Here is a 21,079-nt window from a genome sequence, read left to right as displayed (position 1 = left end):
ACCCCGCACGCGACTCGGGGCGGCGACGCGGAACGGCGCCCGCGGCGCTCTGGTAGAGTCCTTCACCGGCCTTCGGGCCGCCCGCGCCGGGCCTCCGGCAGGCGCGTTGGGGTATGGTGTAATTGGCAACACGGCTGATTCTGGTTCAGTTGTTCTTGGTTCGAGTCCAGGTACCCCAGCTCTGCACCCTCGTCTGATCGAGGCTGCGTCTCTCCCGCCTGGGGCCTCTCCCGCCTGGGGCTTCTCCTGCACGGGCGGCCGGCTACAGGCCGCGGACGGTCTTCGTCTGCGGCAGCCCGCAGATCCGGCAGGTCCTCGTCACGACGCCGTCGATGCGGTCGGGCAGGTCACGTCCCTCGTCGGGGTCGGGGTAGACGTGCACCTCGATCTGCTTGAGCACGGTCCAGCGGCCCCACTCGTGCACGTGGTCGTCCGTGATGCGCGGCTGGCGCTCCTGGCCCGGATTCGACCGGCGGAGCGACACGGCGACGACGACGGCCACGACCACCACGATCGCGAGCAGGACCGCGACCGCGTCGACCGCGATCATCGAAGACCTGCGATCCGGGTGGCGGAGGCGGGCACCGGGTGTGCCATGCGTCGATTGTCGCGCGGCGGACGGCGGGCGGGAAGCGGTGGCCTGGGGAATCGGCCCGACGCGCCGTCGGCACCCCGGCCACACTGGGCACGGTGAGCGACGACCACCTGATGCTGCTGGACACCGCGGCCCTCTACTTCCGCGCGTTCCATGCGCTGCCCGAGACGATCACCGCGCCCGACGGCACCCCGATCGGCGCGGTCCGCGGCCTGCTCGACATCGTCGCCCGGCTCGTCACCGACTTCCGGCCGGGCCGCCTCATCGCCTGCTGGGACGACGACTGGCGGCCCGCGTGGCGGGTCGAGCTCGTGCCGTCGTACAAGGCGCACCGGCTCGAGCGCCGCGGGACCGACGGCCGCGACGTGGAGACCGTGCCCCCGGCGCTGACGGCGCAGGTGCCCGTCATCCGCGAGGTGCTGGGCGCGCTGCGGATCCCGGTCGTCGGGAAGCCGGGCTACGAGGCCGACGACGTGATCGGCACCCTCGCCGCGACGGCGGACGGTCCGGTCGACGTCGTGACGAGCGATCGCGACCTCTTCCAGGTGATCGACGACGCGCGCGGAGTGCGGGTGCTGTCGGCCGTGCGCGGCATGCGCAACCTCGAGACCGTCACCGACGCCGTGCTGCGCGAGAAGTACGGGATCTCCGCCGCGCAGTACGCCGACTTCGCGACGCTGCGCGGCGACCCGTCCGACGGGCTGCCCGGCGTCCCCGGCATCGGCGAGAAGACCGCGGCGGGGCTGCTCGCCGAGTTCGGCGATCTCGACGGGCTGATCACCGCCGCGGCCGATCCCGCGGTGCCGCTCGGCGCGACGGTCCGCGGCCGCATCCGCGACGCGGGGGAGTACCTCGAGCGCGCGCGACGAGTGGTCGCAGTCGTCCGCGACCTCGACCTGCCCGCCGCCGACGGCGCCGTCGGTCTGCCCGCGGACGCCGCCGAGGACTTCACCGCCCTCGCCGAGCGGTGGGGGCTCGGCGGCTCGGCGACCCGGGCGCTCACCGCGCTCGGGAGCGCCTGAGCCGCCGCTCCCCTCGAGCCGTCGTCACGCCGCTCGTCGCAGCGTGACGACCTCCTCGCCACCCGGGTCCTGCGTGGCGGGGTGCTCGACCAGCGCGATGACGCGGTTCGCCATGAACCGCGCCGTGCGCACCGGGGTGCCGCCCCGCGTCACCTCGACCACCTCGACGAGCCCTCGTCCCGATCGCACGTCGAGCCGTCGCCCGGCCCTCGTCGCCTCGATCTCGTACGTCCTCGTGTCGCCGCCCGCATCGACGACGACCTCGACCCGATCACCCTTCATCAGCGTCTCCTCGCCACTCCTGTCATCGGATACAACACCGCTGGTCGGACACCTGTTCCGGATGGCCGCACGGCTTGCGAGCGAGATGTCGGGCGTTCCCGGTCGGATGCGCGGGAAGGGAGGGGGAGGGCCTCGTTATGCTGCACCTGGAGGGGGACGACGAGGCGCCCGTTCGAGAAGGAGCACTGCAGTTGGCCAACGCTTCGCGGACCCGATCCGCATCCGCCACGGTCATCCCTCAGACCCGGGCGCCCGACTCGGCTCCGCCGGCAGCGGGCGCGGCCGGCGTCGGCGTCCTCATGTCCGCCCTCCTCACCGTCACGGCCTCCACGACGGTCGAGGCTCTCCGCATGTCCGGCGCGCTCATCGCCCTGCTCGCGCTGCCGGCGCTCACGTTCCTGCTCCTCGCGATCGGTGAGCCCGCCGGCGCCGAGGGCAGCACGCACCTCGGTGGCCACCTCGGCATGCTCTCGGCGCTCGTCGCCTCGTCCATGTCGTTCCCCATCGTCCTCAACGGCACCGGGAAGCGCAGCGTGCTGCCGGTGCTCCCGCGCTCCTGACGCAAGAAGGAAGGCCTGGTCGATGACCGACACCGCATCCCCGACCCTCGACAACCTGTCGCACGAGGACCGTCGCTTCCCGCCGTCCGACGAGTTCGCGGCCGCCGCGAACGTCACGGCGGATGCGTACCGCGAGGCGTCGGACGACCGGCTCGCCTTCTGGGCCGACAAGGCCCGGCGGCTCGAATGGGAGACGCCGTTCACCGACGTGCTCGACTGGTCGAACCCGCCGTTCGCGAAGTGGTTCGCCGACGGTCGCCTCAACGTGGCGGTGAACTGCCTCGACCGGCACGTCGAGGCTGGCCTCGGCGACCGGGTCGCCTTCTACTTCGAGGGCGAGCCCGGTGACACCCGCACGATCACCTACCGCGAGCTCACCGAGGAGGTCTGCCGCGCCGCGAACGCGCTCACCGACCTCGGGGTGCAGGCGGGCGACCGCGTGGCGATCTACATGCCGATGATCCCCGAGACGGTCGTGGCGATGCTCGCCTGCGCGCGGCTCGGGGCGCCGCACACGGTGGTGTTCGGTGGCTTCTCCGCCGAGGCGCTCGCCACGCGCATCGCCGACTGCGACGCCCACGTCGTCATCACCGCCGACGGCGGCTGGCGACGCGGAGCGGTCGCGCCGCTGAAGCCCGCGGTCGACGAGGCGCTGAAGCAGTGCCCCGACGTGTCCACCGTGCTCGTCGTCCAGCGCACCGGCAACGAGGTGGCGTGGACCGAGGGCCGCGACCACTGGTGGCACGACACCGTCGCGACGGCGTCGTCGACGCACGAGGCGCAGGCGTTCGAGGCCGAGCACCCGCTCTACGTCATGTACACCTCGGGCACCACGGGCAAGCCGAAGGGCATCCTGCACACCTCCGGCGGCTACCTGACCGGCTGCGCCTGGACGCAGTACGAGGTGTTCGACCTGAAGCCCGAGACCGACGTCTACTGGACCGCGGCCGACATCGGCTGGGTCACCGGCCACTCGTACATCGTCTACGGGCCGCTCGCGAACGCCACGACGAGCGTGCTCTACGAGGGCACGCCCGACTTCCCCGAGAAGGACCGCTGGTGGTCCATCGTCGAGAAGTACAAGGTGTCGATCCTCTACTGCGCGCCCACCGCGATCCGCACTCACATGAAGTGGGGCACCTCCTTCGCGGCGAAGCACGACCTGTCGAGCCTGCGGGTCATCGGCAGCGTCGGGGAGCCGATCAACCCCGAGGCCTACGTCTGGTACCGCACCCACATCGGCGGCGAGCGCACGCCGGTGGTCGACACGTGGTGGCAGACCGAGACCGGCTCGGTGATGATCAGCCCGCTGCCCGGCGTGACGGCCGGCAAGCCGGGCGCGGCGATGACGCCGCTGCCGGGCGTCTCGGCCGACGTGGTCGACGACGCGGGGAACCCCGTGCCGAACGGCTCGGGCGGCTACCTCGTGCTCACCGAGCCGTGGCCGAGCATGCTCCGCACGATCTGGGGCGACGACGCGCGGTACGAGGAGACCTACTGGTCGCGCTTCCCGGGCCGGTACTTCGCCGGTGACGGCGCGAAGAAGGACGCCGACGGCGACCTGTGGCTGCTCGGCCGCGTCGACGACGTGATGAACGTCGCCGGTCATCGGCTGTCGACCACCGAGATCGAGTCGGCGCTCGTCGCCAACCCGAAGGTCGCCGAGGCCGCCGTCGTCGGCGCCTCCGACGAGACGACCGGTCAGGCGGTCGTCGCGTTCGTGATCCTGCGCGGCGAAGCGGGCGACGGCGGCCCGCACGTCGTGCAGGAGCTGCGCGACTTCGTCGCCGAGCAGATCGGCAAGATCGCGCGACCCCGGCAGATCATGGTCGTCGCGGAGCTGCCGAAGACCCGCTCCGGCAAGATCATGCGCCGGCTGCTCCGCGACGTGGCCGAGAACCGCTCGGTCGGCGACGTGACGACGCTCGCCGACACGACGGTGATGGACACGATCCGCGAAGGCATGGCCACCGCGTCGCAGGAGGACTGAGCCCCGAAGCGGTCCGACGGGCGCCTCCCGCGGGAGGCGCCCGTCGTACTGTCCAGGGCCGGGATCAGCTCGGCGCGCCGATGCCGACCGTCGCGACCTGCATCAGGTGGTCGCTGCCCTCGTAGGCGCGGTCGACCCGGGTGCTGCTGCCCGCGGCGAGGTGCAGCACGTTCGCGTAGCGGAACGAGTACGGCGAGCGCTTCAGCAGGATGTAGTCGATGCGGCGGGCGGGGTGGTCCCACCGGTGCACGGTGAGCGGGTAGCCGTAGTCGGCGCCGTCGGTGCCGTTGCAGCCGTTGTAGGTGTGGAAGTACGTGCCGTAGCGCACGGTCGTCGCGGCCGCGTCGAACCAGCCGCGCTGCACGAGCGCCCGCTGGCCCGGTGTCGGGTCGAAGAGCGCGTCGGCGTTCAGGTCGCCGCCGAGCACGACCGGCAGGTGCCCCGCCACCCCGTCGATGTACGTGTCGAGCGCACGCGCCTCCGTGTCGCGGAGGGTCGCGAGCTGCGTCGTGTGGCCGGACGGGAGATGCACGGCGACGGCCACGAACCGGCGTCCCGAGGATCGCACGGTGAAGGCTGCCCACGACAGCCAGCGGTCGGTCAGCGTGCTCGGCCACCCGGCGACGTGGAGGGTGAAGCGCGGCGAGATCGTGCCGTGCGCGCCGAGCGTCAGCCTCGCGGGGTCGTAGAGGATCTGCGTGCCGAAGGTGAGGTGCCCCGCGGACGGGTGCGCGCGCTCGAAGTCCTGGACGGCCTGGTCGCCCTGCGGGAACACGTCCGCGTAGCCGCCGCCCGCCGCGAGACGGTGCGCGAGGTCCGTGTGCTGCGTGAGGCACCACCGGTTCTGGCTCGGGACGTTGTGGCACGAGGGGTCGAGCCCCTGCGTCGTGAGCTCGGCGGTGAGCAGCAGGTCGGGGTGCGCGGCCAGCACGGTGCGCGCGACCCGCGACGCGCGCGCCGGCCACTGGTTCGACGCGCTGGCGCCGATGGTCGCGTTCAGCGAGTTGACGTTCCAGGCGGCGACGGTGACGGGCGAGACGCCGGCGGGCACCGGCGTCGCCGCGCCGGCGAGGGCGCGCGCGGTCGGCACCGAGACGCGGTACGCCTCCGCGGGCGAGCTCGTCCGGTGCATCACGGCGCTCGGATCGAGGCCGTTCGACTGCACGACCCGCACGAAGATCCCGTTGCCCGTGCCGCGGCCGAGCTCGGCCCGCACCGCGGCGGGCACGGTGACGACGAACGTGCGCTGCGTCGCGGGGTACCAGCTCGTGCGGAAGTGGAAGGTGTTCGTCGAGGCGTCGCCGCCGGCCATCACGCCGATGCGGGTGGCGGTGCCACCACCCGTCGCGTGGACCACGAGGGTGTTCCCCGTGCCCGCGCTCGCCGTGACGCCGGTGATCGCATCGGGGTAGCCGGCGGTCGGCGTGGCCCGGACCGTCGTGCTCGAGCCGGCGAGTCCCCGCGCGGCGACGGTGGCCGTGAGGGTCGTGCCGTTCGGAAGACCGCTGATCGTGATCCGCCGCTCGCTCACCGCGCGGGTCGTGCCGTTCCACCGGACCGCGTAGCCCGTCGCGCCCGGTACGGCGTCCCAGGCGAGCGACACGGTGCCGTTCCCGGCGACGGTGCGCACCCGCGGGTCGGGCGCGGTCGCGGCGGTCGCCGGCGCGGCGAGCAGGCCGCCGATGCAGCCCGCGGTGACGAGCGCGGCGACGCCGGCCGCGGCGCGGACCCGGATCCTCCTCGCAGCCATCAGCCGTGGACCTTCGGGTCGGCGATGCCGATCGTCGCGAGCTGCAGGTTGTGGTCCGAGCCCTGGTAGTCCTTGACGAACACGCCCCCTGCGGTGTGCACGACGTTCGCGTAGGCGTAGGTGTGCGGCGAGCCCTTCACGAGGATGTAGTCGATGCGGCTCGTCGGGTACTGGTGCATCACGAGGCGGTCCGGGTAGCCGTCGTCGACGCCCCCCGCGCCGTTCGTCGCGTTGGCGGTGCTGAGGCGCATGCCCGCGACGCTCCGGTTCGGCGTGGCCGCCGCGTCGAACCAGCCCTGGCGCACGAACGACAGGTTGCCCGCCTGCGGATCCCACGCCCCGAAGCTGTTGAAGTCGCCCGTGAGCACGATCGGCAGCGAGGTGCCGTCCGCCTGCAGCGCCTTCGCGTCGAGCCAGGGCCCGAGCAGGTCGGCCTCGGCCTTCCGCGCGGCCGCGGCGGCCGCGGTGTCGCCGGCGGGCAGGTGGATGGTGGCGGCGAGGAACGCCCGTCCGACCGGCTGCCCGTTCACGAGGGTGCGGAACACGCCCCAGGCGCCGAGCCGGTCGCCGCCCGTGACGGCGTCGTAGCCGGGGACCTTCAGGTCGAGGTCGGGCGAGATGAACCCGGTGCGCACGACGGCGAGGCGGGCCGGGTCGTAGAAGAGCTGCGAGTCGATGACCGCACGCTGACCCGTCTGCTGCTCCGCCCAGACCGCCGCGTTCGCGGTGGGGTCCGCGATCCGGTAGGGCACGGGCACAGCGGCGGATCGGGTCGCGAGAGCGGCCTCGAGGTCGTTGTACTGCTCCGGGCAGTAGACCCACTGGCCGTTCTCGTGGTGCACGTGGCACCCCGTGGTCGAGCGTGCGGTGTCGAGCTCCTGGAAGCCGATGAGGGCGGGGCGCGCGGCCTCGACGGTCCGCACGATGCGTGGCAGTCGGCTCAGCCACCGGTTCACCGGCGACATGCCGGAGGACGCGGGAAGGCTCTGCACGTTCAGCGAGGCGACGGCGAGGCGGGTGACCGGCTCATCGACGACGGGAGCGCCGGCGAGGGCCCAGACGCCGCCCGCGGTGCCGTTACCGGCCTCGTAGGCGAGCGGGCGGTACTTCGCCGAGAGGGAGAAGCCCAGCTGCTTCGCCGGATCCGCGGCGCGTGCGTTCGACTGCACGACCTTGACGAACACGGGGTTGCCGGTGCCGGCGCCGAGGGCGGCGCGCAGGCGGGCGGGCACGGTCAGCGTCACGGCATGCACGGCCGCCGGGTACCAGGGGCTTCCGAAGTGGTTCACGGAGGTCGTGCTGTTCGCCCCGGCGATCACGGCCACCTGCCGGGCGGGGCCCCCGCCGGTCCAGGTCACGCGCACCTGGTTCGGGCCCGCGGCCTCGGCGTGCACGCTCGTGAGCTTGCTCGGGGTGTTCGCGCGAGGCACCGCCGTCAGCACGGGCGAGGACGCCTGCGCGCCGACCGCGGAGACGCGGATCGAGTAGTTGCGGAGGTTCGTCACGCCGCTGATCGCGACGCTCGTGCCGGTCGTCGTCACCGTGCGGCCCGTGTCGGTGCCGGCGCCCCAGTGCACGACGTACCCGGTCGCCCCGGGCACCGTCCCCCAGGCGGCGGAGACCTGCCCGTCGCCGCCGGCGGTCGTGACGGCGATCGGTGTCGTCGCGGCTGCTGCGGGCAGGGCGGAGAGGCCTGCGCCCGCGACGACGGCGCAGCCCGCGGCGGTGAGCGCGCTCGCTCGGAGCAGGCGGTGGCCGCGCATGGCGCGGCGCTTCTCGGTGCGCATTCGGTGTCCCCCCGGTCTCGGATGCGACGAGGGGCGAGCCTAGGAGCAGAGCGGCGCGCATCTCGCGTCCCAGAACGCGGGGGAGGCGGTCAGCCGGTGGGGCCGAAGCGCTCCGTGCGGATGCGGGCGGGCTGGTGGCCGAGGCGCAGCAGGGCGTCGGCGACCGACTCGACGAACCCGGTGGGTCCGCACACGTAGACGGTGGGCGAGGCGTCGGGCGGGAACGCCGCGCGGGCGAGGTCGTCGATCCCGATGCGGTGCGGGACCACCGACGAGCCGGGAGGCACACGCCGGGAGTACTGCACGGTGAGGCCGAGCGCGTGGCCCGCGATCCGTTCGAGCTCGTCCCGGTAGAGGAACCGGTCGGGCCCGGTGAGGCCGTAGAGCAGCCGGAAGGGCGCCGCGCTGCGGACCGCGGTGCGCGTGCGCACCATCGCCATCAGCGGCACGATGCCCGAGCCGCCGGCGATCAGCTGCACCGGCTCACGCTGCGACTCGCGCCAGACGAACCAGCCGCCGATCGGGCCGCGCACCTCGAGCACGTCGCCGACCCCGACCTCGTCGACGAGGTACGGCGACACCTCGCCGTCCTCGAAGCGCTCGACGGTGATCTCGATCGGCTGCGCGCCCGTGGCGGACGCCAGGGAGTAGGAGCGCTGCGCCGTGTAGCCGTCCTCGGCCGTCAGCCGCACGTCGACGTGCTGGCCGGCGGTCGCCGGGGCGAGGTCGGGGACGTCGAGCAGCAGGGTCCGTGCCGCCGCCGTCTCGCGCCGCACGCCGACCACGGTGGCGGGGACGAAGGCGTTCGGATCAGCGATACCGCTCCTCCCGCCACGGGTCGCCGTGCATGTGGTAGCCGAGGTCCTCCCAGAAACCGGCGCGGTCGTGCTCGAGCAGCGTGAGGGAGTTCACCCACTTCGCGCTCTTCCAGAAGTAGAGGTGCGGCACGAGCAGCCGGGCCGGTCCGCCGTGCTCGGCGGGGAGGGGCTGCCCGTCGTACTCGAACGCCACCCACGCCTTGCCGCCGCGGACGTCGTCGAGCGGCAGGTTCGTCGTGTAGCCGCCGTAGCAGCCGGCGAGCACGAACGACGCGCTCGTGTCGAGGCCGTCGAGGAAGCGGTCGACCGGGACGCCCCGCCACTCGGTGCCGAACTTCGACCAGCTCGTCACGCAGTGGATGTCGGTGGTGATCCGCTCCGGGCCGAGCGCCTGCATGCCGGCCCAGTCCCACTCGCGGCGCTCGCCGCGCTCCGTCGTCACTGTGAAGCGCCAGTCGTCCTCACGGATGCGCGGGGTGATGCCCGCCGTCAGCACCGGGAAGCCGGACTCCTCGTACTGCCCGGGCGGCAGGTTCGGGTTCGTGCTGCGGCGCCGGCCGCGGAAGCCGGGGGAGAAGACGGCCATTCCTATCCTTCCGCCAGTCGCTGCTGACCATCGTTCCATGCCCCGGCGACGGGCATCCGCGCCCAGCGCGCTGTGCGAGAGTGAGCCGGTGCCCGCGGTGAACATCGGCCTGCCCCATGCGGCCGTGCGCGTGCCCGATGCGCCCGCGACGGACCGGCCGGCCGACGACCGGCTCGTCGATCGCTTCGGCCGCGTCGCGCGCGACCTGCGGGTGTCGGTGACCGAGAAGTGCTCCCTCCGCTGCACCTACTGCATGCCCGAGGAGGGGCTGCCGCCCATCGCGCGCGAGCGCCTCATGACGCCGGCCGAGATCGCGCGGCTGGTCGGCATCGGGGTGCGCGACCTCGGCGTGCGCGAGGTGCGGTTCACCGGTGGCGAGCCGCTGATGCGTGCCGACCTCGCCGAGATCCTCGCGGCCGCCCGCGAGGCCGCCCCCGGGGTGCCGCTCGCCCTCACCACGAACGGGGTGGGCCTCGACAAGCGGCTGCCCGCGCTGCTCGCCGCGGGGCTCACCCGCGTGAACATCTCCCTCGACACCGTCGACCGGCGGCATTTCGCCGACCTGACGCGGCGCGACCGGCTGCCGGCCGTGCTCGCCGGCATCGAGGCGGCCCGCGCGGCCGGCATCACGCCGCTGAAGGTGAACGCGGTGCTCATGCGCGAGACCCTCGACGACGCGCCGGACCTGCTCGCCTGGGCGGTCGGCGCCGGGGTGCGGCTGCGCTTCATCGAGCAGATGCCGCTCGACGCGGACGGGGTGTGGAGCCGCGACGCGCTCGTCGACGCCGCGCAGCTGCTCGCCGTGCTGCGGCGGCGGTTCGTGCTCACGCCGATCGGCCGCGACGATCCCGCGGCGCCCGCGGAGGAGTGGCTGGTCGTCCCTCGGGGCACGGCCGCCACGTCGCACGGCGACGCGTCGGAACCGGCGCCGATGGGCCCATCCGGCCCGGCGACGGTCGGGATCATCGCGTCGGTGACGCGCTCGTTCTGCGTCGAGTGCGACCGCACACGGCTCACCGCGGAGGGCACCGTGCGCTCCTGCCTCTTCGGTGACGACGAGACGCCGTTGCTGCCGCTCGTGCGGGCTGGCGAGCCGGACGCGGTGATCGCGGACGCCTGGCGCGCGGCGATGTGGGGCAAGCAGGCCGGCCACGGCGTGGATCGCGCGGACTTCGCCCGCCCCATCCGCTCGATGGGGGCGATCGGTGGCTGACGAGGTGGCCGTGACTGTGCGGTACTTCGCCGCGGCGGCCGAGGCCGCCGGTCGCGATGAGGAGGTGCTCGAGATCGAGCCGACCGCGGCGGCGCTCCGCCGGGTGCTCGCCGAGCGGTACGGCGCCCCGATGACGCGCGTGCTCGAGGTCGGCAGCCTGCTGGTCGACGGCGTCGTCACCCGCGACCCGGACCGTCCGATCCGGTCGAAGGTCGACGTCCTCCCGCCCTTCGCCGGCGGCTGAGTCCTCACGCCGACCCGCAGCCTTCTCGCGGATCCGGAGTTCCTGGGCGACACGCCCCGCGGCTCGTCAGTACGCGGCGTGTCGTGGCAGATCTCCGGATCCGCGCAAGAAATCCGGATCCGCGAAGGTGGGGGGTGGGGTCAGAGGTTGACCCAGGCCGTCGTGCCGTCGGGGGAGTGCTGACGCTTCCAGATCGGCACGGTGGCCTTGATCTCGTCCACGAGGTCGCTGCAGGCCGCGAACGCCTCGGCGCGGTGCGGGGCGGCGACCGCGGCGACGAGGGCGACGTCGCCGATGCCGAGCTCGCCGACGCGGTGCGCCGCGGCGACGGTCAGCCCCGTCCGGTCGGCGACCGCCCGGCACGCCGCCGCGAGGAAGGCCTGCGCGTCCGGGTGGGCGGAGTAGTCGAGGCGCGTCACCGCCTCGCCCTGGTCGTGGTTCCGGATGACGCCCCGGAAGGTGACGAGCGCGCCGTCCGCGGCGCTGAGCACGGCCGCCTCGACCGCGTCGGCGTCGAGCGGCGCGTCGGTGACGACCGCGAAGGCGACGCTCACCGGGGCTCCTCCACGGGGTGCTGCGGCGACTGGTGGGCGCCGTGCGCGTGATCCGGGGTGCCGTGCACCTGGCGGAGCAGATGCGGCAGCAGGTCGGCGAGCACCGCCAGGCCGTCGTCGACGCCGCCGGGGGAGCCGGGCAGGTTCACGACGACCGTCTCGCCGGCGAGGCCCGCGACGCCCCGGCTCAGTGCGGCGGTGGGGGTGCCGCCGCGGGCGCGGATCGCCTCGGCGACGCCCGGCAGCGCTCGGGTGAGCAGCGGAGCGGTCGCGTCCGGGGTCCGGTCGGTCGGGCTCGGGCCGGTGCCGCCGGTGGTGAGGAGCACGGCCGGACGCTCGGCGAGCGCGGTGCGCAGCGCGGCGGCGACGTCGGCATCGGCGACGACCCGGGCCGCGCCCGTGCGGATGCCGGCCCCGTCCAGCCACTCGACGATCCGCGGGCCGGTGGTGTCCTCGCGCGTCCCCGCGGCCGACGTGGTCGAGACGACGAGCACGACGCCGCCCGCGACCGGTCGGTGCTCGGGACGCCCGTCCGGCTCGTCCTCCCGGGTCCATGTCCCGGACTTGCCGCCGGTCTTCGACGCGAGCCGGACGTCGGTGAGCACCGCGGCGGGGTCGACGGCCTTGATCATGTCGTGCAGCGCGAGACCGGCGACCGCGACGGCGGTGAGCGCCTCCATCTCGACGCCCGTGCGGCCGGTGGTGCGCGCGGTCGCCTCGATCTCGACCGTGTCGCCGGCGAGCACGAGGTCGACGGTGACGCCGTCGAGCGGCAGCGGGTGGCAGAGGGGGATGAGCTCGCCCGTCCGCTTCGCGCCCGCGATGCCCGCGATGCGGGCGGTGGCGAGCGCGTCGGCCTTCGGCAGCCCGTCCGCCGCGAGCAGCCCGACGACCTGCGCGGTGGTGACGACCCGGCCGCGAGCCACGGCGACGCGGCGCGTCACGGCCTTGCCGCCCACGTCGATCATCCGGGCGCGGCCGTCCGCGTCGAGGTGCGTCAGCCCGTCGGTCATCCCGACATTCTCCCGGGCGCGGCTCAGAGGGGGACGACCGCGACGAGGTCCCCGGCCGCGAGGCGCTCGACCTCGGCGGGCACGTCGAGCAGCACGTCCGCCGCCGCCATCGTCGCGACGAGGTGCGAGCCGGGCCCGGACACCGGGACGACCGTGCCGTCCCGGACGCACCCGCGCAGCCACTGCCGGCGTCCGGCGGGGGACCGGATCGCCTCGGCGAGCGGCAGCGTCCGCGGCTCGAGCGGCGGCAGCCCGGCCGTCGCGCGGAGCAGCGGCCGCACGAAGACGGTGAACGAGACCTGCGTCGAGACCGGGTTGCCGGGGAACCCGATCACCGGCACGCCCGCGACGACGGCGGTGGCCTGCGGACCGCCGGGCTGCATCGCGACCTCGACGACCTCAGCGCCCCGGGGCTCGAGCACCTGCCGGACGACCTCGAAGTCCCCTTTCGAGATGCCGCCGCAGGTGAGCACGAGGTCGGCCTGGGCGACGGCCGCGTCGAGCGCCCCCGCGAACGCGGCCGGATCGTCGCCGGTGCGGACCACGCGGACGACGTCGCCGCCGCTCTCCGCCACGAGGGCGCGCAGCGCGGTGGCGTTCGCGTCGTAGATCTGCCCCGGTGCGAGCGGTGCGCCCGGGTCGGCGACCTCCTCGCCGGTCGTCAGCACCGCGACCCGAGGGCGGCGCCGCACGGCGACCGCCGCGACGCCGACGGCGGCGAGCGCGGCGAGGTGCCGCGGCGCGAGCCGGACGCCCGCGGCCACGACCAGGGCGCCCGCCTGGACGTCGCTGCCCGCCTCGCGGACGAACTCCCCAGCGGTGCGGGGCGCGAGCACCCGCACGCCGCCCGTCGCGGGCGCCGTGTCCTCCACCGGGACGACGCAGTCGGCGCCCTCCGGCAGCGGCGCGCCCGTCATGACCTTGAGCAGCGTCGCGAGCGGGAGCACCGCCGCCGTCGCCGGGGCCGCCGCGACGACGCCGCCGACCGGCAGCACGAGGGGTGCGGCCGCGACCTCGGCCGCCCGGGCCGCGTAGCCGTCCATCTGCGAGTTGCGGAACGGCGGCAGCGCGATCGGCGCGATGACGTCGTCGGCGTTCAGCCGTCCGAGGGCGTCCGCCAGGACCAGCCGCTCGTTCCCGAGCGCGCCGAGCACCGGGCCGAGCAGCGCCGCGACGCGCGCGGCGTGCTCGTCGACGGTGCGGCGGCCCACGTCAGTAGCGGGGGACCGAGGGATCGACGCGGCGGCTCCAGCGGTCGATGCCGCCCTTCATGGAGCGCGCGTCGAAGCCCGCGGCGCGCAGCCGCTCCGCGGCGTCGGCGCTGCGCACCCCGCCGTGGCAGTAGGCGATCACCGGGCGGTCCTTGTCGAGCTCGCCCGCACGCGACTCGAGGGAGCCGAGCGGGATGAGCGTCGAGCCCGGCAGGCTCGCGATCTCGGCCTCCCACGGCTCGCGCACGTCGACGAGCTGCACGTCGGCGCCGTCCGTGATCAGGTCGGACACCTCCTCGACGGTCACGTCGTGGTCGTCCGTCATCCGGGTCTCCGTTCCGGTCGGTCCCGGCGGGTCTGCCGGGAGGTACTCGATCTCGCGCACCGTCGCCGAGAGCGCGTCGACCACGAGCACGCGCCCGACGAGCGGCCGGCCGACGCCGCTGAGCAGCTTCAGCACCTCGGTCGCCATCAGGCCGCCGATCGTCGTGCAGAGCGACGGCAGCACCCCCGACACCGCGCAGGTGGCCACCGCGTCCTCGGCCGGCTCGACGGGGAAGAGGTCGCGCCAGCGCGGACCGGGCGCCGCGGCGACCCCAACCTGACCCGCGTAGCCGGTCGCGGAGCCCCAGACGAGCGGGATGCCGGCGGCCGCGGCGGCGTCGTCGAGCAGGTAGCGGACCGGCAGGGAGTCGGTGGCGTCGACGAGCAGCGTCGCGCCGGCGAGCACCTGCGGGGCGGTCGACGCGTCGAGCATGAGGCCGACGCCGCGAACGAGCGCGCCGGGCGCGGCGTGCGGCTCGAGCGACGCGACCGCCGAGTCGGCCTTCGGGCGCCCGACGTCGTCCGCGCTGTGCAACGTCTGCCGGTGCAGGTTCGTCTCGTCGACCACGTCGCCGTCCACGACCACGACCTCGCCCACCCCCGCCGCGACGAGCACGGGCAGCACGGCGGAGCCGAGCCCGCCGGCGCCGACCACGACGACCCGGGCCGCCGCGAGGCGCCGCTGCCCCTCGCGGCCGAAGCCCGGCAGCGCGGCCTGCCGCGCGAAGCGCAGGTCGGGGCGCACATCGGTCACCCGCCGATCCTGGCATCCGCGGCCGGGACGTCGGCGCAGCAGCCGCACCTGCGCCACTACACTCGGCCTCGATCACGCATCCGCGGAGGAGGAGCCCGTGCCCGACCGCATCCGCGTCGCCGAGGCGGCGGCGCTCCTCGGTGTCAGCGACGACACCCTGCGCCGGTGGGCCGACGCCGGCCGCATCACGGTGAGCCGCGACGGCGGCCGCGCCACGGTCGACGGCGCCGAGCTCGCCGCGCTCGCCACCGAGATCGCCGCGGAGTCGCCGCTCGCGCGGCGCATGCCCGAGGAGGGCGTCTCGTCGGCGCGCAACCGCATCCCCGGCATCGTCACCCGGGTGGTCCGCGACGGCGTCATGGCGCAGGTCGACCTGCAGGCCGGCCCGTTCCGGCTGGTCTCGCTCATGAGCCGCGAGGCCGCCGACGACCTCGGCCTCGAGCCCGGCGTGGTCGCGACGGCATCGGTGAAGGCGACCACCGTCGTCGTCGAGGCCGCGAAGCGGAGCGCGCGGTGACCCGTCGCCCGCTCGCCGTCGTGCTCGCCGCCGTCGCGGTGCTGGCCCTCGCCGGGTGCGCGGAGCCCGCCTCGGACGCCGCCCCGGCCGCGACCGCCTCCGCGACCGCGTCCGCGTCGGCGACCCCGACGGCCGCGGCGCTCAGCGGCACGATCGTCGTCGACGCCGCCGCGTCCCTGAGCGGCGTGCTCCCGCCGATCGCGACCGCGTTCGAGCAGGCGCACCCCGGCACCACGGTGCGGCTCACCTTCGGCGGCAGCTCCGCCCTCGCCGCGCAGATCGTCGCCGGCGCACCGGTCGACGTGTTCGCCGCGGCGAGCACGAAGACGATGCAGACCGTCAGCGACGCGGGGCTCGCCGCAGCCGGTCCCGTCGTGATCGCCCGCAACGAGCTCGAGATCGCCGTGCCGCCGTCGAACCCGGGGAAGGTGACGGGTCTCGCCGACTTCGCCGACGGCGCGAGGACCATCGTGGTCTGCGACGCGAAGGTGCCCTGCGGCGCCGCGGCGCAGCGGGTGTTCGCGCTCGCGAAGGTGGCGGCGAAGCCGGACAGCTACGAGCCCGACGTGACGAGCGTGCTGAACAAGGTCGAGCTCGGCGAGGCCGACGCGGGCCTCGTGTATCGCACCGATGTGCTCGCGGCGGGCGGCAGGGTGAAGGGCATCCCGTTCCCCGAGGCCGCGAAGGCGATCACCGCGTACCCGATCGCGCCGCTCAAGGGCTCGGCGCACAGCGCCCTCGCCGCCGCCTTCGTCGACGAGGTCGTGCAGCACGGCGCCGCGCGGCTCCGGGCAGCCGGGTTCCTTGGCCCGTAGGCGCCGGACGCGGCGGCTCCCCGTCGCCCTCGTCGTGCCGGCGGCGCTCGGCGCGCTGCTCCTCGGCGGACCGCTCGTGGCGCTGCTCCTCCGCGCCCCGTGGATCGCGCTGCCCGCGCTGCTCGCCGGCCCCGTCGTGCTGCCGGCGCTCGGCCTCTCGCTCGGCACCGCGCTCGCCTCGACGGCGATCTGCCTCCTCGTCGGGGTGCCGCTCGCCGCAGCCCTCGCCGGATCGGACGGCTGGCCGCTGCCACTCCGCCGTGCCGCGCGGGCGCTCGTCGCGACCCCGCTCGTGCTGCCGCCCGTGATCGGCGGCATCGCGCTGCTGCTGCTGCTCGGCCGCACCGGGCTGCTCGGCCGCCCGCTGCTCGCCGCGTTCGGCATCGGCATCCCGTTCAGCACGACCGCGGTCGTGCTCGCCCAGGCCTTCGTCGGGCTGCCGTTCACGGTGCTGAGCGTCGAGGGGGCGCTCCGCGGCGTGGACCCGCGGTTCCCGGCCGCCGCGGCGACGCTCGGCGCGTCGCCGTGGATCGTGTTCTCCCGCGTGGTGCTGCCGCTCGCCGCTCCCGGCGTCGCGGCCGGCGCGGTGCTCAGCTTCGCCCGCGCCCTCGGCGAGTTCGGCGCCACGATCACGTTCGCGGGGAGCCTCCCGGGCGTCACGCAGACCCTGCCGGTCGCGGCCTACGTGGCGCTCACGGACGACCTGCCGGCCGCGCTCGCGATCGCCGTGCTGCTCGTCGTCGTGTCGGCCGCCGTGCTCGTCTCGCTCCGCGAGCGCTGGCTCGTCGGGCTGCGGCCGTGAGCGGGGCGCTCGAGGCGGTGCTGGGCGTCCGCCGCGGCGCCTTCACCCTCGACGTGCGCCTCGAGCTCGCGCCCGGCACCGTGCTCGCCCTGCTCGGCCGGAACGGGGCCGGCAAGTCGACCGCGCTCGCCGCGCTCGCCGGGCTCACCGCGCTCGACACCGGCCGGATCGTGCTCGACGGCCACGTGCTCGACGATGCCGCCGGCGGACGGCTCGTCCCGCCCGAGCGCCGTCCCGTCGGCACCGTCCTGCAGTCGGCGGCACTGTTCCCGCACCTCACGGCGCTCGACAACGTGGCGTTCGGGCTGCGCACCGCGGGCGCCTCCCGGGAGGCGGCGCGGCACCGCGCGATGCACGCCCTCGAGCGGGATGGCCTCGCCGATCTCGCCGATCGTCGTCCCGCCGCGCTCTCCGGCGGTCAGGCAGCGCGGATCGCGCTCGTGCGCACCCTCGTCCGCGAGCCCGCTCTGCTGCTGCTCGACGAGCCGCTCGCCGCGATCGACGCCGAGCAGCGCCCTCCGCTCCGCGAGCGCATCGCCGCGCGGCTCGCCGCGTTCCCCGGCTCGACGGTGCTCGTCACGCACGACGTCCGCGACGCCGCCGTGCTCGCCGACGAGGTCGCGGTGCTCGACGGCGGCCGGCTGGTGCAGCGCGGCCCGCTCGCGGCGCTCCGCGAGGCCCCGGCGAGCGAGACGGTCGCCCGCCTCGTCGAGGGGTGACCCGGCGACGCCCTAGATGTCGAGCACGTCCTCCGGCTCGAGCGCGTGGTACTCGCCGCCCGCGGCCTCGGTGACGTCCTTGAGTCGGGCGTCGGACAGCTGCTTGCCGGCCGCGGAGAGCACGCCGTAGTGCGTCGGGAAGGCGCGCTTCGGCTTCACCGCCGTGACGAAGTCCATCGCCTCGCTGATCTTCAGCCACGGCGCGCCCGCGGGCGCCGCGAGCGTGTCGACCTCGACGCCCTCCGGGACGGTGAACGAGTCGCCGGGGTAGTAGAGGCGGTCGTTGATGAGCACGCCGACGTTGTCGACCACCGGGATCGACTGGTGGATCACCGCGTGCCGGCCGCCGAAGAAACGCAGCGCGAACCCGCCGACCTGCACCGTCTCGCCGGGATGCACGACCTGCACGTCGAAGCCCTCCGCCGCCTTCGCGACGCCCTCGGGTCCGAGGACCACGGCCTTCGCGTTGTCGCCGAGGATGCGCCGCAGCTGCTCGGGCGTCCAGTGGTCCGCGTGCTCGTGCGTGATGACGATCGCCTGCACGTCGCGGAGGCCGAGGACCGGGTTCACGAGGCCGCCCGGGTCGACGACGAGGCGGCGCCCGCCCTCCTCGACGACGAGCGCGGCGTGTTCGAGCTTCGTGATGCGCATGCGGCGAAGCCAACCACGCGCCCCCCAGGATCCGCTGCGCGGCGGTGCTGCAGGCGCTCTCGGTACTCTGCAGGTCTCCAGCCCAGGGATCACCACATGGCGGCAGCATCCGAGCGGCGGCGGATCAGCGCCCGGCTCCGGCTGCGTCGTGCCCTCGACTGGATCTGGCCGGCGCTGCCCACCTCGTGGGCGGAGGTGCCCGCCCGGCTCCGGCCCGCGGCGGCGCAGATCGCGCGCCTCACGATCGCGGCGGTCGTGGCCTACCTCGTCTCGCACCTCGTCTCGCCCGGCATCCTCGACCTCACCGCGCCGCTCACGGCGCTGCTCGTCGTGCAGGCGTCGACCGTCGGCACGCTGCTCATGGGGCTCGTCCGCGTCGGCGCGGTGCTCACCGGGGTGCTCGTCGCGGTCATCGTCTCGACGTGGGTCGGGCTCTCGTGGTGGAGCCTCGCGATCGTCATCGCCGCGTCGCTCGTGCTGGCGCGGGTGCTGCGGCTGGGGGAGCAGTCGCTCGAGACACCGATCAGCGCGATGCTCATCCTCGCCGTCGCCGCGCCGGGGCTCGCGGCGGAGGTGCGGATCGGCAACACCCTGATCGGCACCGTGGTCGGGATCCTCTTCTCCCTGCTCGTGCCCGTCGCGATCCCGAACGCCGAGGCGGGTGACGCCGTGCGGCGCGTCGCGCGATCGCAGGCAGCGCTGCTCGACGAGATCGCGCTGACGCTCGGGACCCGCGCGCCCGACCCGGAGGAGGTGGCCGCGTGGCTCGGCTGGGCGGAGCACCTCGCGGCCGACATCGCCGCCGCCTCGGCGGCCGTGCGCGCCATCGAGCAGACGCGCATGCTCAACCCCCTCGCGCTCACCGCCGCGAAGGTGCACCCCGCGCTGCGGTCTGCCCTCGACCGGCTCGACCGCTGCCTGGCGGCGGAGCGGGCGCTGCTCGTGCTCATGGCGAAGGAGGGCTCGGAGCGCGGCGACGCGGGCGGGATGTCGGCGGGGGAGCTGCGGCGGGTGTTCGCCGTGGCCCTCGACGACCTCGCGACCGGGCTGCGCGCCTTCGGCGACCTGATCGGTGCCGACTACCGCGGTGGGGATCCGGAGCGGATCGAGATGATCGAGCGCACCCTCGACGCCGTGCGCGAGGCGCGTGCGGTGCTCACCGAGCTCGCGCTGCTCGACATCGACCCGCGCGAGCGCTCGGACCTCTGGATGCTGCACGGCTCGGTGCTCGCCGCGGTCGACCACCTGCTCGACCAGCTCGACCTCGAGCGCGAGGAGCCGGTGGCCGTCGCCCGGGCGGCCCTCGCCCTGCCGGTCGCCCGCTCCGGGGCGCGCACGCGCTTCGGTGCGTGGTGGCGGCGCCGCGCAGCGGGCTCACCCCGGTCGCGCTCGAAGGAGGCCGCCGAGAGGTGAGCGTCGGCGGGCGTCGGAACCGCGCTCCGCGATGTGGCATACTTGTCAGCCGTTGCGGCGCGCCCGCAACGCGCTCGGCCCCATCGTTTAGCGGCCTAGGACGTCGCCCTCTCACGGCGGTAACGCGGGTTCAAATCCCGCTGGGGTCACGAGCAGAAACCCCCGGTTCGCCGGGGGTTTCTTCGTTTCTGGAGGGCTCGACACGGAGCCTGTCGGGGCTTTTTGCCCACATGTTGCCCACATCCGTCTGCAACGCCGCGCGATCCAGCGCCACTGCAACGGTGTCCAGGTCGTCGTCGAACAGGTCCGCGTACACGTCGAGGGTGATGGCAGCCGAGGCGTGCCCGAGCATCCGCTGCACGGCCTTCACGTTCGCGCCGGCCTGCACGGCGAGGCTCGTTGCAGTGTGCCGAAGCTCGTGCGGCGTGAAGCCGGGCTGTCCGATCGAGTCAGCGGCGGGATCGAACCAGCCGTCGCGGAAGCTCCGGTTCCGCAGCCAGGTCCGAGTCCGTGCTCCGAAGAGCACGGACGCTTCAGGTGCGCGTCCGGCGACCTGCACCCGTAGTGGGTCGAGGAGGAATCCGGGAAACGGGATCGACCGGTGCTCGTAGTCCTTCGGTGCCTCGACTCGCTGGTACCCCTTGTCCATGACGACCGTCTGGCGCACCTCGAGGCGCGCCCGTCTCACGTCGACGTCGATAGGCCGCCGTCCCGAGAGCTCGCCCCAGCGCAGGCCGCCGTAGGCCAGCACCATGACGATCAGCCCATAGCCGAGCTCATTGCCGTTGGAGCGGGCGTTGACCTCGAGCGCCAGTGCGGCGACCTGCTCGTGCAAGAGGTAGCGCTTTTTACCCGGACCACTCTCGGTGGCTTCAGACGCAGAGCGGGGTTCGCGACGACGCGGCCGTCCTCGACCGCGAGTTGCAGCGCTCCCGACAGGACGGTGACCATCTTGCGGACCGTGTCCGGCGCACCCGGCAGCTCTGCAGCCCACCGCTGCACCTCGAGCCGGCTGAGTTGCCCGATGGGGGTCCGTCCGAGTTTGGGACGGACTTGGTTCTCGACGATCCCTTCGACGCGCGTGCGGGTGGTAGCCCACAGGTCCTTCCGGCATGCGAGCCAGATGTTCATCCACTCGGACACTGTGACTTTCGCGAGTGCGGGATCGACGAACGACCCCCTGGCTTTCGAGACCTCGACCGAGGCGAGGAACAGTTCCGCCTCGCGTTGAGTCCGGAACCCTCGCTTGTCGCTCTGCGAGTAGTCGGGCTTCCGGTGCCGGACGCGGTAGCGGCGTCCCTTCGCGGTGTCGTACGGCTCGATCGACCCCATGATGTCCTCCAGCAACTGGAGTTCACTACGTGCAGCGAGCGCTGGAGCGCGCAAGGCCGTGTCAGACCGATTGACGCGCACATGCGACCTGTGGAGGAGTCGGGAGACCTGTAGGTGCCCTCTGGTC

23 protein-coding genes and 2 tRNA genes are annotated in these 21,079 nt (G+C 74.4%); 12 read left to right on the top strand and 13 right to left on the bottom strand.

The window, feature by feature from the left end:
- The first annotated feature begins 107 nt into the window (after positions 1-107).
- Positions 108-179 (top strand) — tRNA-Gln (locus tag QDR37_RS02865).
- An 83-nt stretch (positions 180-262) separates the two neighbouring features.
- Here QDR37_RS02865 and QDR37_RS02860 read toward each other — a convergent pair.
- A complete protein-coding gene (locus QDR37_RS02860) occupies positions 263-550 on the bottom strand; it encodes a hypothetical protein (protein WP_279712042.1) in 288 nt (95 codons plus the stop codon).
- A gap of 158 nt (positions 551-708) precedes the next feature.
- Between QDR37_RS02860 and QDR37_RS02855 the strand changes: the two genes are divergently transcribed.
- Positions 709-1,617, top strand: a complete 909-nt coding sequence (locus tag QDR37_RS02855) for a 5'-3' exonuclease (protein WP_279713541.1) — start codon at positions 709-711, stop codon at positions 1,615-1,617.
- A gap of 24 nt (positions 1,618-1,641) precedes the next feature.
- On the opposite strand, the gene QDR37_RS02850 is transcribed toward QDR37_RS02855, so the two are convergent.
- Positions 1,642-1,899 carry a hypothetical protein gene (locus QDR37_RS02850; RefSeq protein ID WP_279712040.1) on the bottom strand — a complete coding sequence of 86 codons (258 nt, stop codon included), beginning with the start codon at positions 1,897-1,899 and terminating at the stop codon, positions 1,642-1,644.
- A gap of 137 nt (positions 1,900-2,036) precedes the next feature.
- Between QDR37_RS02850 and QDR37_RS16400 the strand changes: the two genes are divergently transcribed.
- Together QDR37_RS16400 and acs are read left to right on the top strand one after the other, a co-directional pair.
- Positions 2,037-2,459, top strand: a complete 423-nt coding sequence (locus QDR37_RS16400) for a GPR1/FUN34/YaaH family transporter (RefSeq protein WP_347882086.1) — start codon at positions 2,037-2,039, stop codon at positions 2,457-2,459.
- Positions 2,460-2,481: 22 nt separating this feature from the next.
- Complete coding sequence (acs, locus tag QDR37_RS02840) at positions 2,482-4,449, top strand: acetate--CoA ligase (RefSeq protein ID WP_279712037.1); 1,968 nt, start codon at positions 2,482-2,484, stop codon at positions 4,447-4,449.
- 64 nt (positions 4,450-4,513) lie between these two features.
- Here the strand turns inward: acs and QDR37_RS02835 are convergent, their stop codons facing one another.
- The 4 genes from QDR37_RS02835 to QDR37_RS02820 form a co-directional block, all read right to left on the bottom strand.
- Entirely contained in the window at positions 4,514-6,199 is a 1,686-nt protein-coding gene (locus QDR37_RS02835; RefSeq protein ID WP_279712036.1) for an endonuclease/exonuclease/phosphatase family protein, read from the bottom strand.
- A complete protein-coding gene (locus QDR37_RS02830) occupies positions 6,199-7,986 on the bottom strand; it encodes an endonuclease/exonuclease/phosphatase family protein (protein ID WP_279712035.1) in 1,788 nt (595 codons plus the stop codon). The genes QDR37_RS02835 and QDR37_RS02830 overlap by 1 nt, the downstream gene beginning before the upstream one ends.
- 89 nt (positions 7,987-8,075) lie before the next feature.
- On the bottom strand, positions 8,076-8,762 hold the full coding sequence (locus QDR37_RS02825; RefSeq protein ID WP_279712034.1) for a ferredoxin reductase: 687 nt from the start codon (positions 8,760-8,762) through the stop codon (positions 8,076-8,078).
- A 34-nt stretch (positions 8,763-8,796) separates the two neighbouring features.
- On the bottom strand, positions 8,797-9,390 hold the full coding sequence (locus QDR37_RS02820) for a molybdopterin-dependent oxidoreductase (RefSeq protein WP_279712033.1): 594 nt from the start codon (positions 9,388-9,390) through the stop codon (positions 8,797-8,799).
- Between the two features lie 88 nt (positions 9,391-9,478).
- Between QDR37_RS02820 and moaA the strand changes: the two genes are divergently transcribed.
- Together moaA and QDR37_RS02810 are read left to right on the top strand one after the other, a co-directional pair.
- Positions 9,479-10,603 carry a GTP 3',8-cyclase MoaA gene (gene moaA / locus QDR37_RS02815; RefSeq protein WP_279712032.1) on the top strand — a complete coding sequence of 375 codons (1,125 nt, stop codon included), beginning with the start codon at positions 9,479-9,481 and terminating at the stop codon, positions 10,601-10,603.
- Positions 10,596-10,847, top strand: coding sequence for a MoaD/ThiS family protein (locus tag QDR37_RS02810; RefSeq protein WP_279712031.1), 252 nt, complete (start codon positions 10,596-10,598; stop codon positions 10,845-10,847). Before moaA ends, QDR37_RS02810 begins: the two co-directional genes overlap by 8 nt.
- A gap of 140 nt (positions 10,848-10,987) precedes the next feature.
- Here the strand turns inward: QDR37_RS02810 and QDR37_RS02805 are convergent, their stop codons facing one another.
- Genes QDR37_RS02805 through QDR37_RS02790 form a run of 4 tightly spaced genes read right to left on the bottom strand, consistent with a single transcriptional unit; the run spans position 10,988 to position 14,703 of the window.
- A complete protein-coding gene (locus QDR37_RS02805) occupies positions 10,988-11,401 on the bottom strand; it encodes a molybdenum cofactor biosynthesis protein MoaE (protein ID WP_279712030.1) in 414 nt (137 codons plus the stop codon).
- On the bottom strand, positions 11,398-12,414 hold the full coding sequence (gene moaCB, locus QDR37_RS02800) for a bifunctional molybdenum cofactor biosynthesis protein MoaC/MoaB (RefSeq protein ID WP_279712029.1): 1,017 nt from the start codon (positions 12,412-12,414) through the stop codon (positions 11,398-11,400). The genes QDR37_RS02805 and moaCB overlap by 4 nt, the downstream gene beginning before the upstream one ends.
- Positions 12,415-12,437: 23 nt before the next feature.
- The gene (gene glp, locus QDR37_RS02795) at positions 12,438-13,625 is read right to left on the bottom strand and encodes a gephyrin-like molybdotransferase Glp (protein ID WP_279712028.1); all 1,188 of its coding nucleotides are present in this window, start codon (positions 13,623-13,625) and stop codon (positions 12,438-12,440) included.
- A gap of 1 nt (position 13,626) precedes the next feature.
- Positions 13,627-14,703: a ThiF family adenylyltransferase gene (locus QDR37_RS02790; protein WP_279712027.1), complete on the bottom strand. Its 1,077-nt coding sequence runs from the start codon at positions 14,701-14,703 to the stop codon at positions 13,627-13,629.
- Between the two features lie 97 nt (positions 14,704-14,800).
- Between QDR37_RS02790 and QDR37_RS02785 the strand changes: the two genes are divergently transcribed.
- From QDR37_RS02785 to QDR37_RS02770, 4 genes are read left to right on the top strand one after another with little or no spacing between them, the layout of a single operon-like run.
- A complete protein-coding gene (locus tag QDR37_RS02785) occupies positions 14,801-15,220 on the top strand; it encodes a TOBE domain-containing protein (RefSeq protein WP_279712026.1) in 420 nt (139 codons plus the stop codon).
- A complete protein-coding gene (modA, locus tag QDR37_RS02780; RefSeq protein ID WP_279712025.1) occupies positions 15,217-16,035 on the top strand; it encodes a molybdate ABC transporter substrate-binding protein in 819 nt (272 codons plus the stop codon). The genes QDR37_RS02785 and modA overlap by 4 nt, the downstream gene beginning before the upstream one ends.
- Positions 16,025-16,837 (top strand): molybdate ABC transporter permease subunit, encoded by an 813-nt coding sequence (gene modB / locus QDR37_RS02775; protein ID WP_279712024.1) that lies wholly within the window; start codon positions 16,025-16,027, stop codon positions 16,835-16,837. Before modA ends, modB begins: the two co-directional genes overlap by 11 nt.
- Positions 16,834-17,556, top strand: a complete 723-nt coding sequence (locus tag QDR37_RS02770; protein WP_279712023.1) for an ATP-binding cassette domain-containing protein — start codon at positions 16,834-16,836, stop codon at positions 17,554-17,556. Before modB ends, QDR37_RS02770 begins: the two co-directional genes overlap by 4 nt.
- Before the next feature lie 12 nt (positions 17,557-17,568).
- Here the strand turns inward: QDR37_RS02770 and QDR37_RS02765 are convergent, their stop codons facing one another.
- A complete protein-coding gene (locus tag QDR37_RS02765) occupies positions 17,569-18,207 on the bottom strand; it encodes an MBL fold metallo-hydrolase (RefSeq protein ID WP_279712022.1) in 639 nt (212 codons plus the stop codon).
- A 96-nt stretch (positions 18,208-18,303) separates the two neighbouring features.
- Between QDR37_RS02765 and QDR37_RS02760 the strand changes: the two genes are divergently transcribed.
- Entirely contained in the window at positions 18,304-19,620 is a 1,317-nt protein-coding gene (locus QDR37_RS02760; protein WP_279712021.1) for an aromatic acid exporter family protein, read from the top strand.
- Positions 19,621-19,696: 76 nt separating this feature from the next.
- Positions 19,697-19,769: transfer RNA gene (locus QDR37_RS02755), tRNA-Glu, on the top strand.
- Here QDR37_RS02755 and QDR37_RS02750 read toward each other — a convergent pair.
- Positions 19,751-20,455 carry a site-specific integrase gene (locus QDR37_RS02750; protein WP_279712020.1) on the bottom strand — a complete coding sequence of 235 codons (705 nt, stop codon included), beginning with the start codon at positions 20,453-20,455 and terminating at the stop codon, positions 19,751-19,753. The two genes, QDR37_RS02755 and QDR37_RS02750, sit on opposite strands and share 19 nt — an antisense overlap.
- A complete protein-coding gene (locus QDR37_RS02745; RefSeq protein ID WP_279712019.1) occupies positions 20,380-20,952 on the bottom strand; it encodes a hypothetical protein in 573 nt (190 codons plus the stop codon). The genes QDR37_RS02750 and QDR37_RS02745 overlap by 76 nt, the downstream gene beginning before the upstream one ends.
- Positions 20,953-21,079: the final 127 nt, after the last annotated feature.

This window comes from Amnibacterium sp. CER49, from assembly GCF_029846255.1.
In the GTDB taxonomy this organism is placed as follows: Bacteria; Actinomycetota; Actinomycetes; order Actinomycetales; family Microbacteriaceae; genus Amnibacterium.
This window is presented reverse-complemented; position numbering and strand designations above follow the sequence as displayed.

Bases quoted from the DNA above. Each gene is read 5' to 3' on its own strand.
- QDR37_RS02760 (WP_279712021.1), top strand. From the start codon at position 18,304: ATGGCGGCAGCATCCGAGCGGCGGCGGATCAGCGCCCGGCTCCGGCTG.
- QDR37_RS02745 (WP_279712019.1), bottom strand. From the start codon at position 20,952: ATGGGGTCGATCGAGCCGTACGACACCGCGAAGGGACGCCGCTACCGC.
- QDR37_RS02860 (WP_279712042.1), bottom strand. From the start codon at position 550: ATGATCGCGGTCGACGCGGTCGCGGTCCTGCTCGCGATCGTGGTGGTC.
- QDR37_RS02765 (WP_279712022.1), bottom strand. From the start codon at position 18,207: ATGCGCATCACGAAGCTCGAACACGCCGCGCTCGTCGTCGAGGAGGGC.
- QDR37_RS02835 (WP_279712036.1), bottom strand. From the start codon at position 6,199: ATGGCTGCGAGGAGGATCCGGGTCCGCGCCGCGGCCGGCGTCGCCGCG.
- QDR37_RS02850 (WP_279712040.1), bottom strand. From the start codon at position 1,899: ATGAAGGGTGATCGGGTCGAGGTCGTCGTCGATGCGGGCGGCGACACG.
- QDR37_RS16400 (WP_347882086.1), top strand. From the start codon at position 2,037: ATGCTGCACCTGGAGGGGGACGACGAGGCGCCCGTTCGAGAAGGAGCA.
- acs (WP_279712037.1), top strand. From the start codon at position 2,482: ATGACCGACACCGCATCCCCGACCCTCGACAACCTGTCGCACGAGGAC.
- QDR37_RS02820 (WP_279712033.1), bottom strand. From the start codon at position 9,390: ATGGCCGTCTTCTCCCCCGGCTTCCGCGGCCGGCGCCGCAGCACGAAC.
- QDR37_RS02830 (WP_279712035.1), bottom strand. From the start codon at position 7,986: ATGCGCACCGAGAAGCGCCGCGCCATGCGCGGCCACCGCCTGCTCCGA.
- QDR37_RS02855 (WP_279713541.1), top strand. From the start codon at position 709: ATGCTGCTGGACACCGCGGCCCTCTACTTCCGCGCGTTCCATGCGCTG.
- moaCB (WP_279712029.1), bottom strand. From the start codon at position 12,414: ATGACCGACGGGCTGACGCACCTCGACGCGGACGGCCGCGCCCGGATG.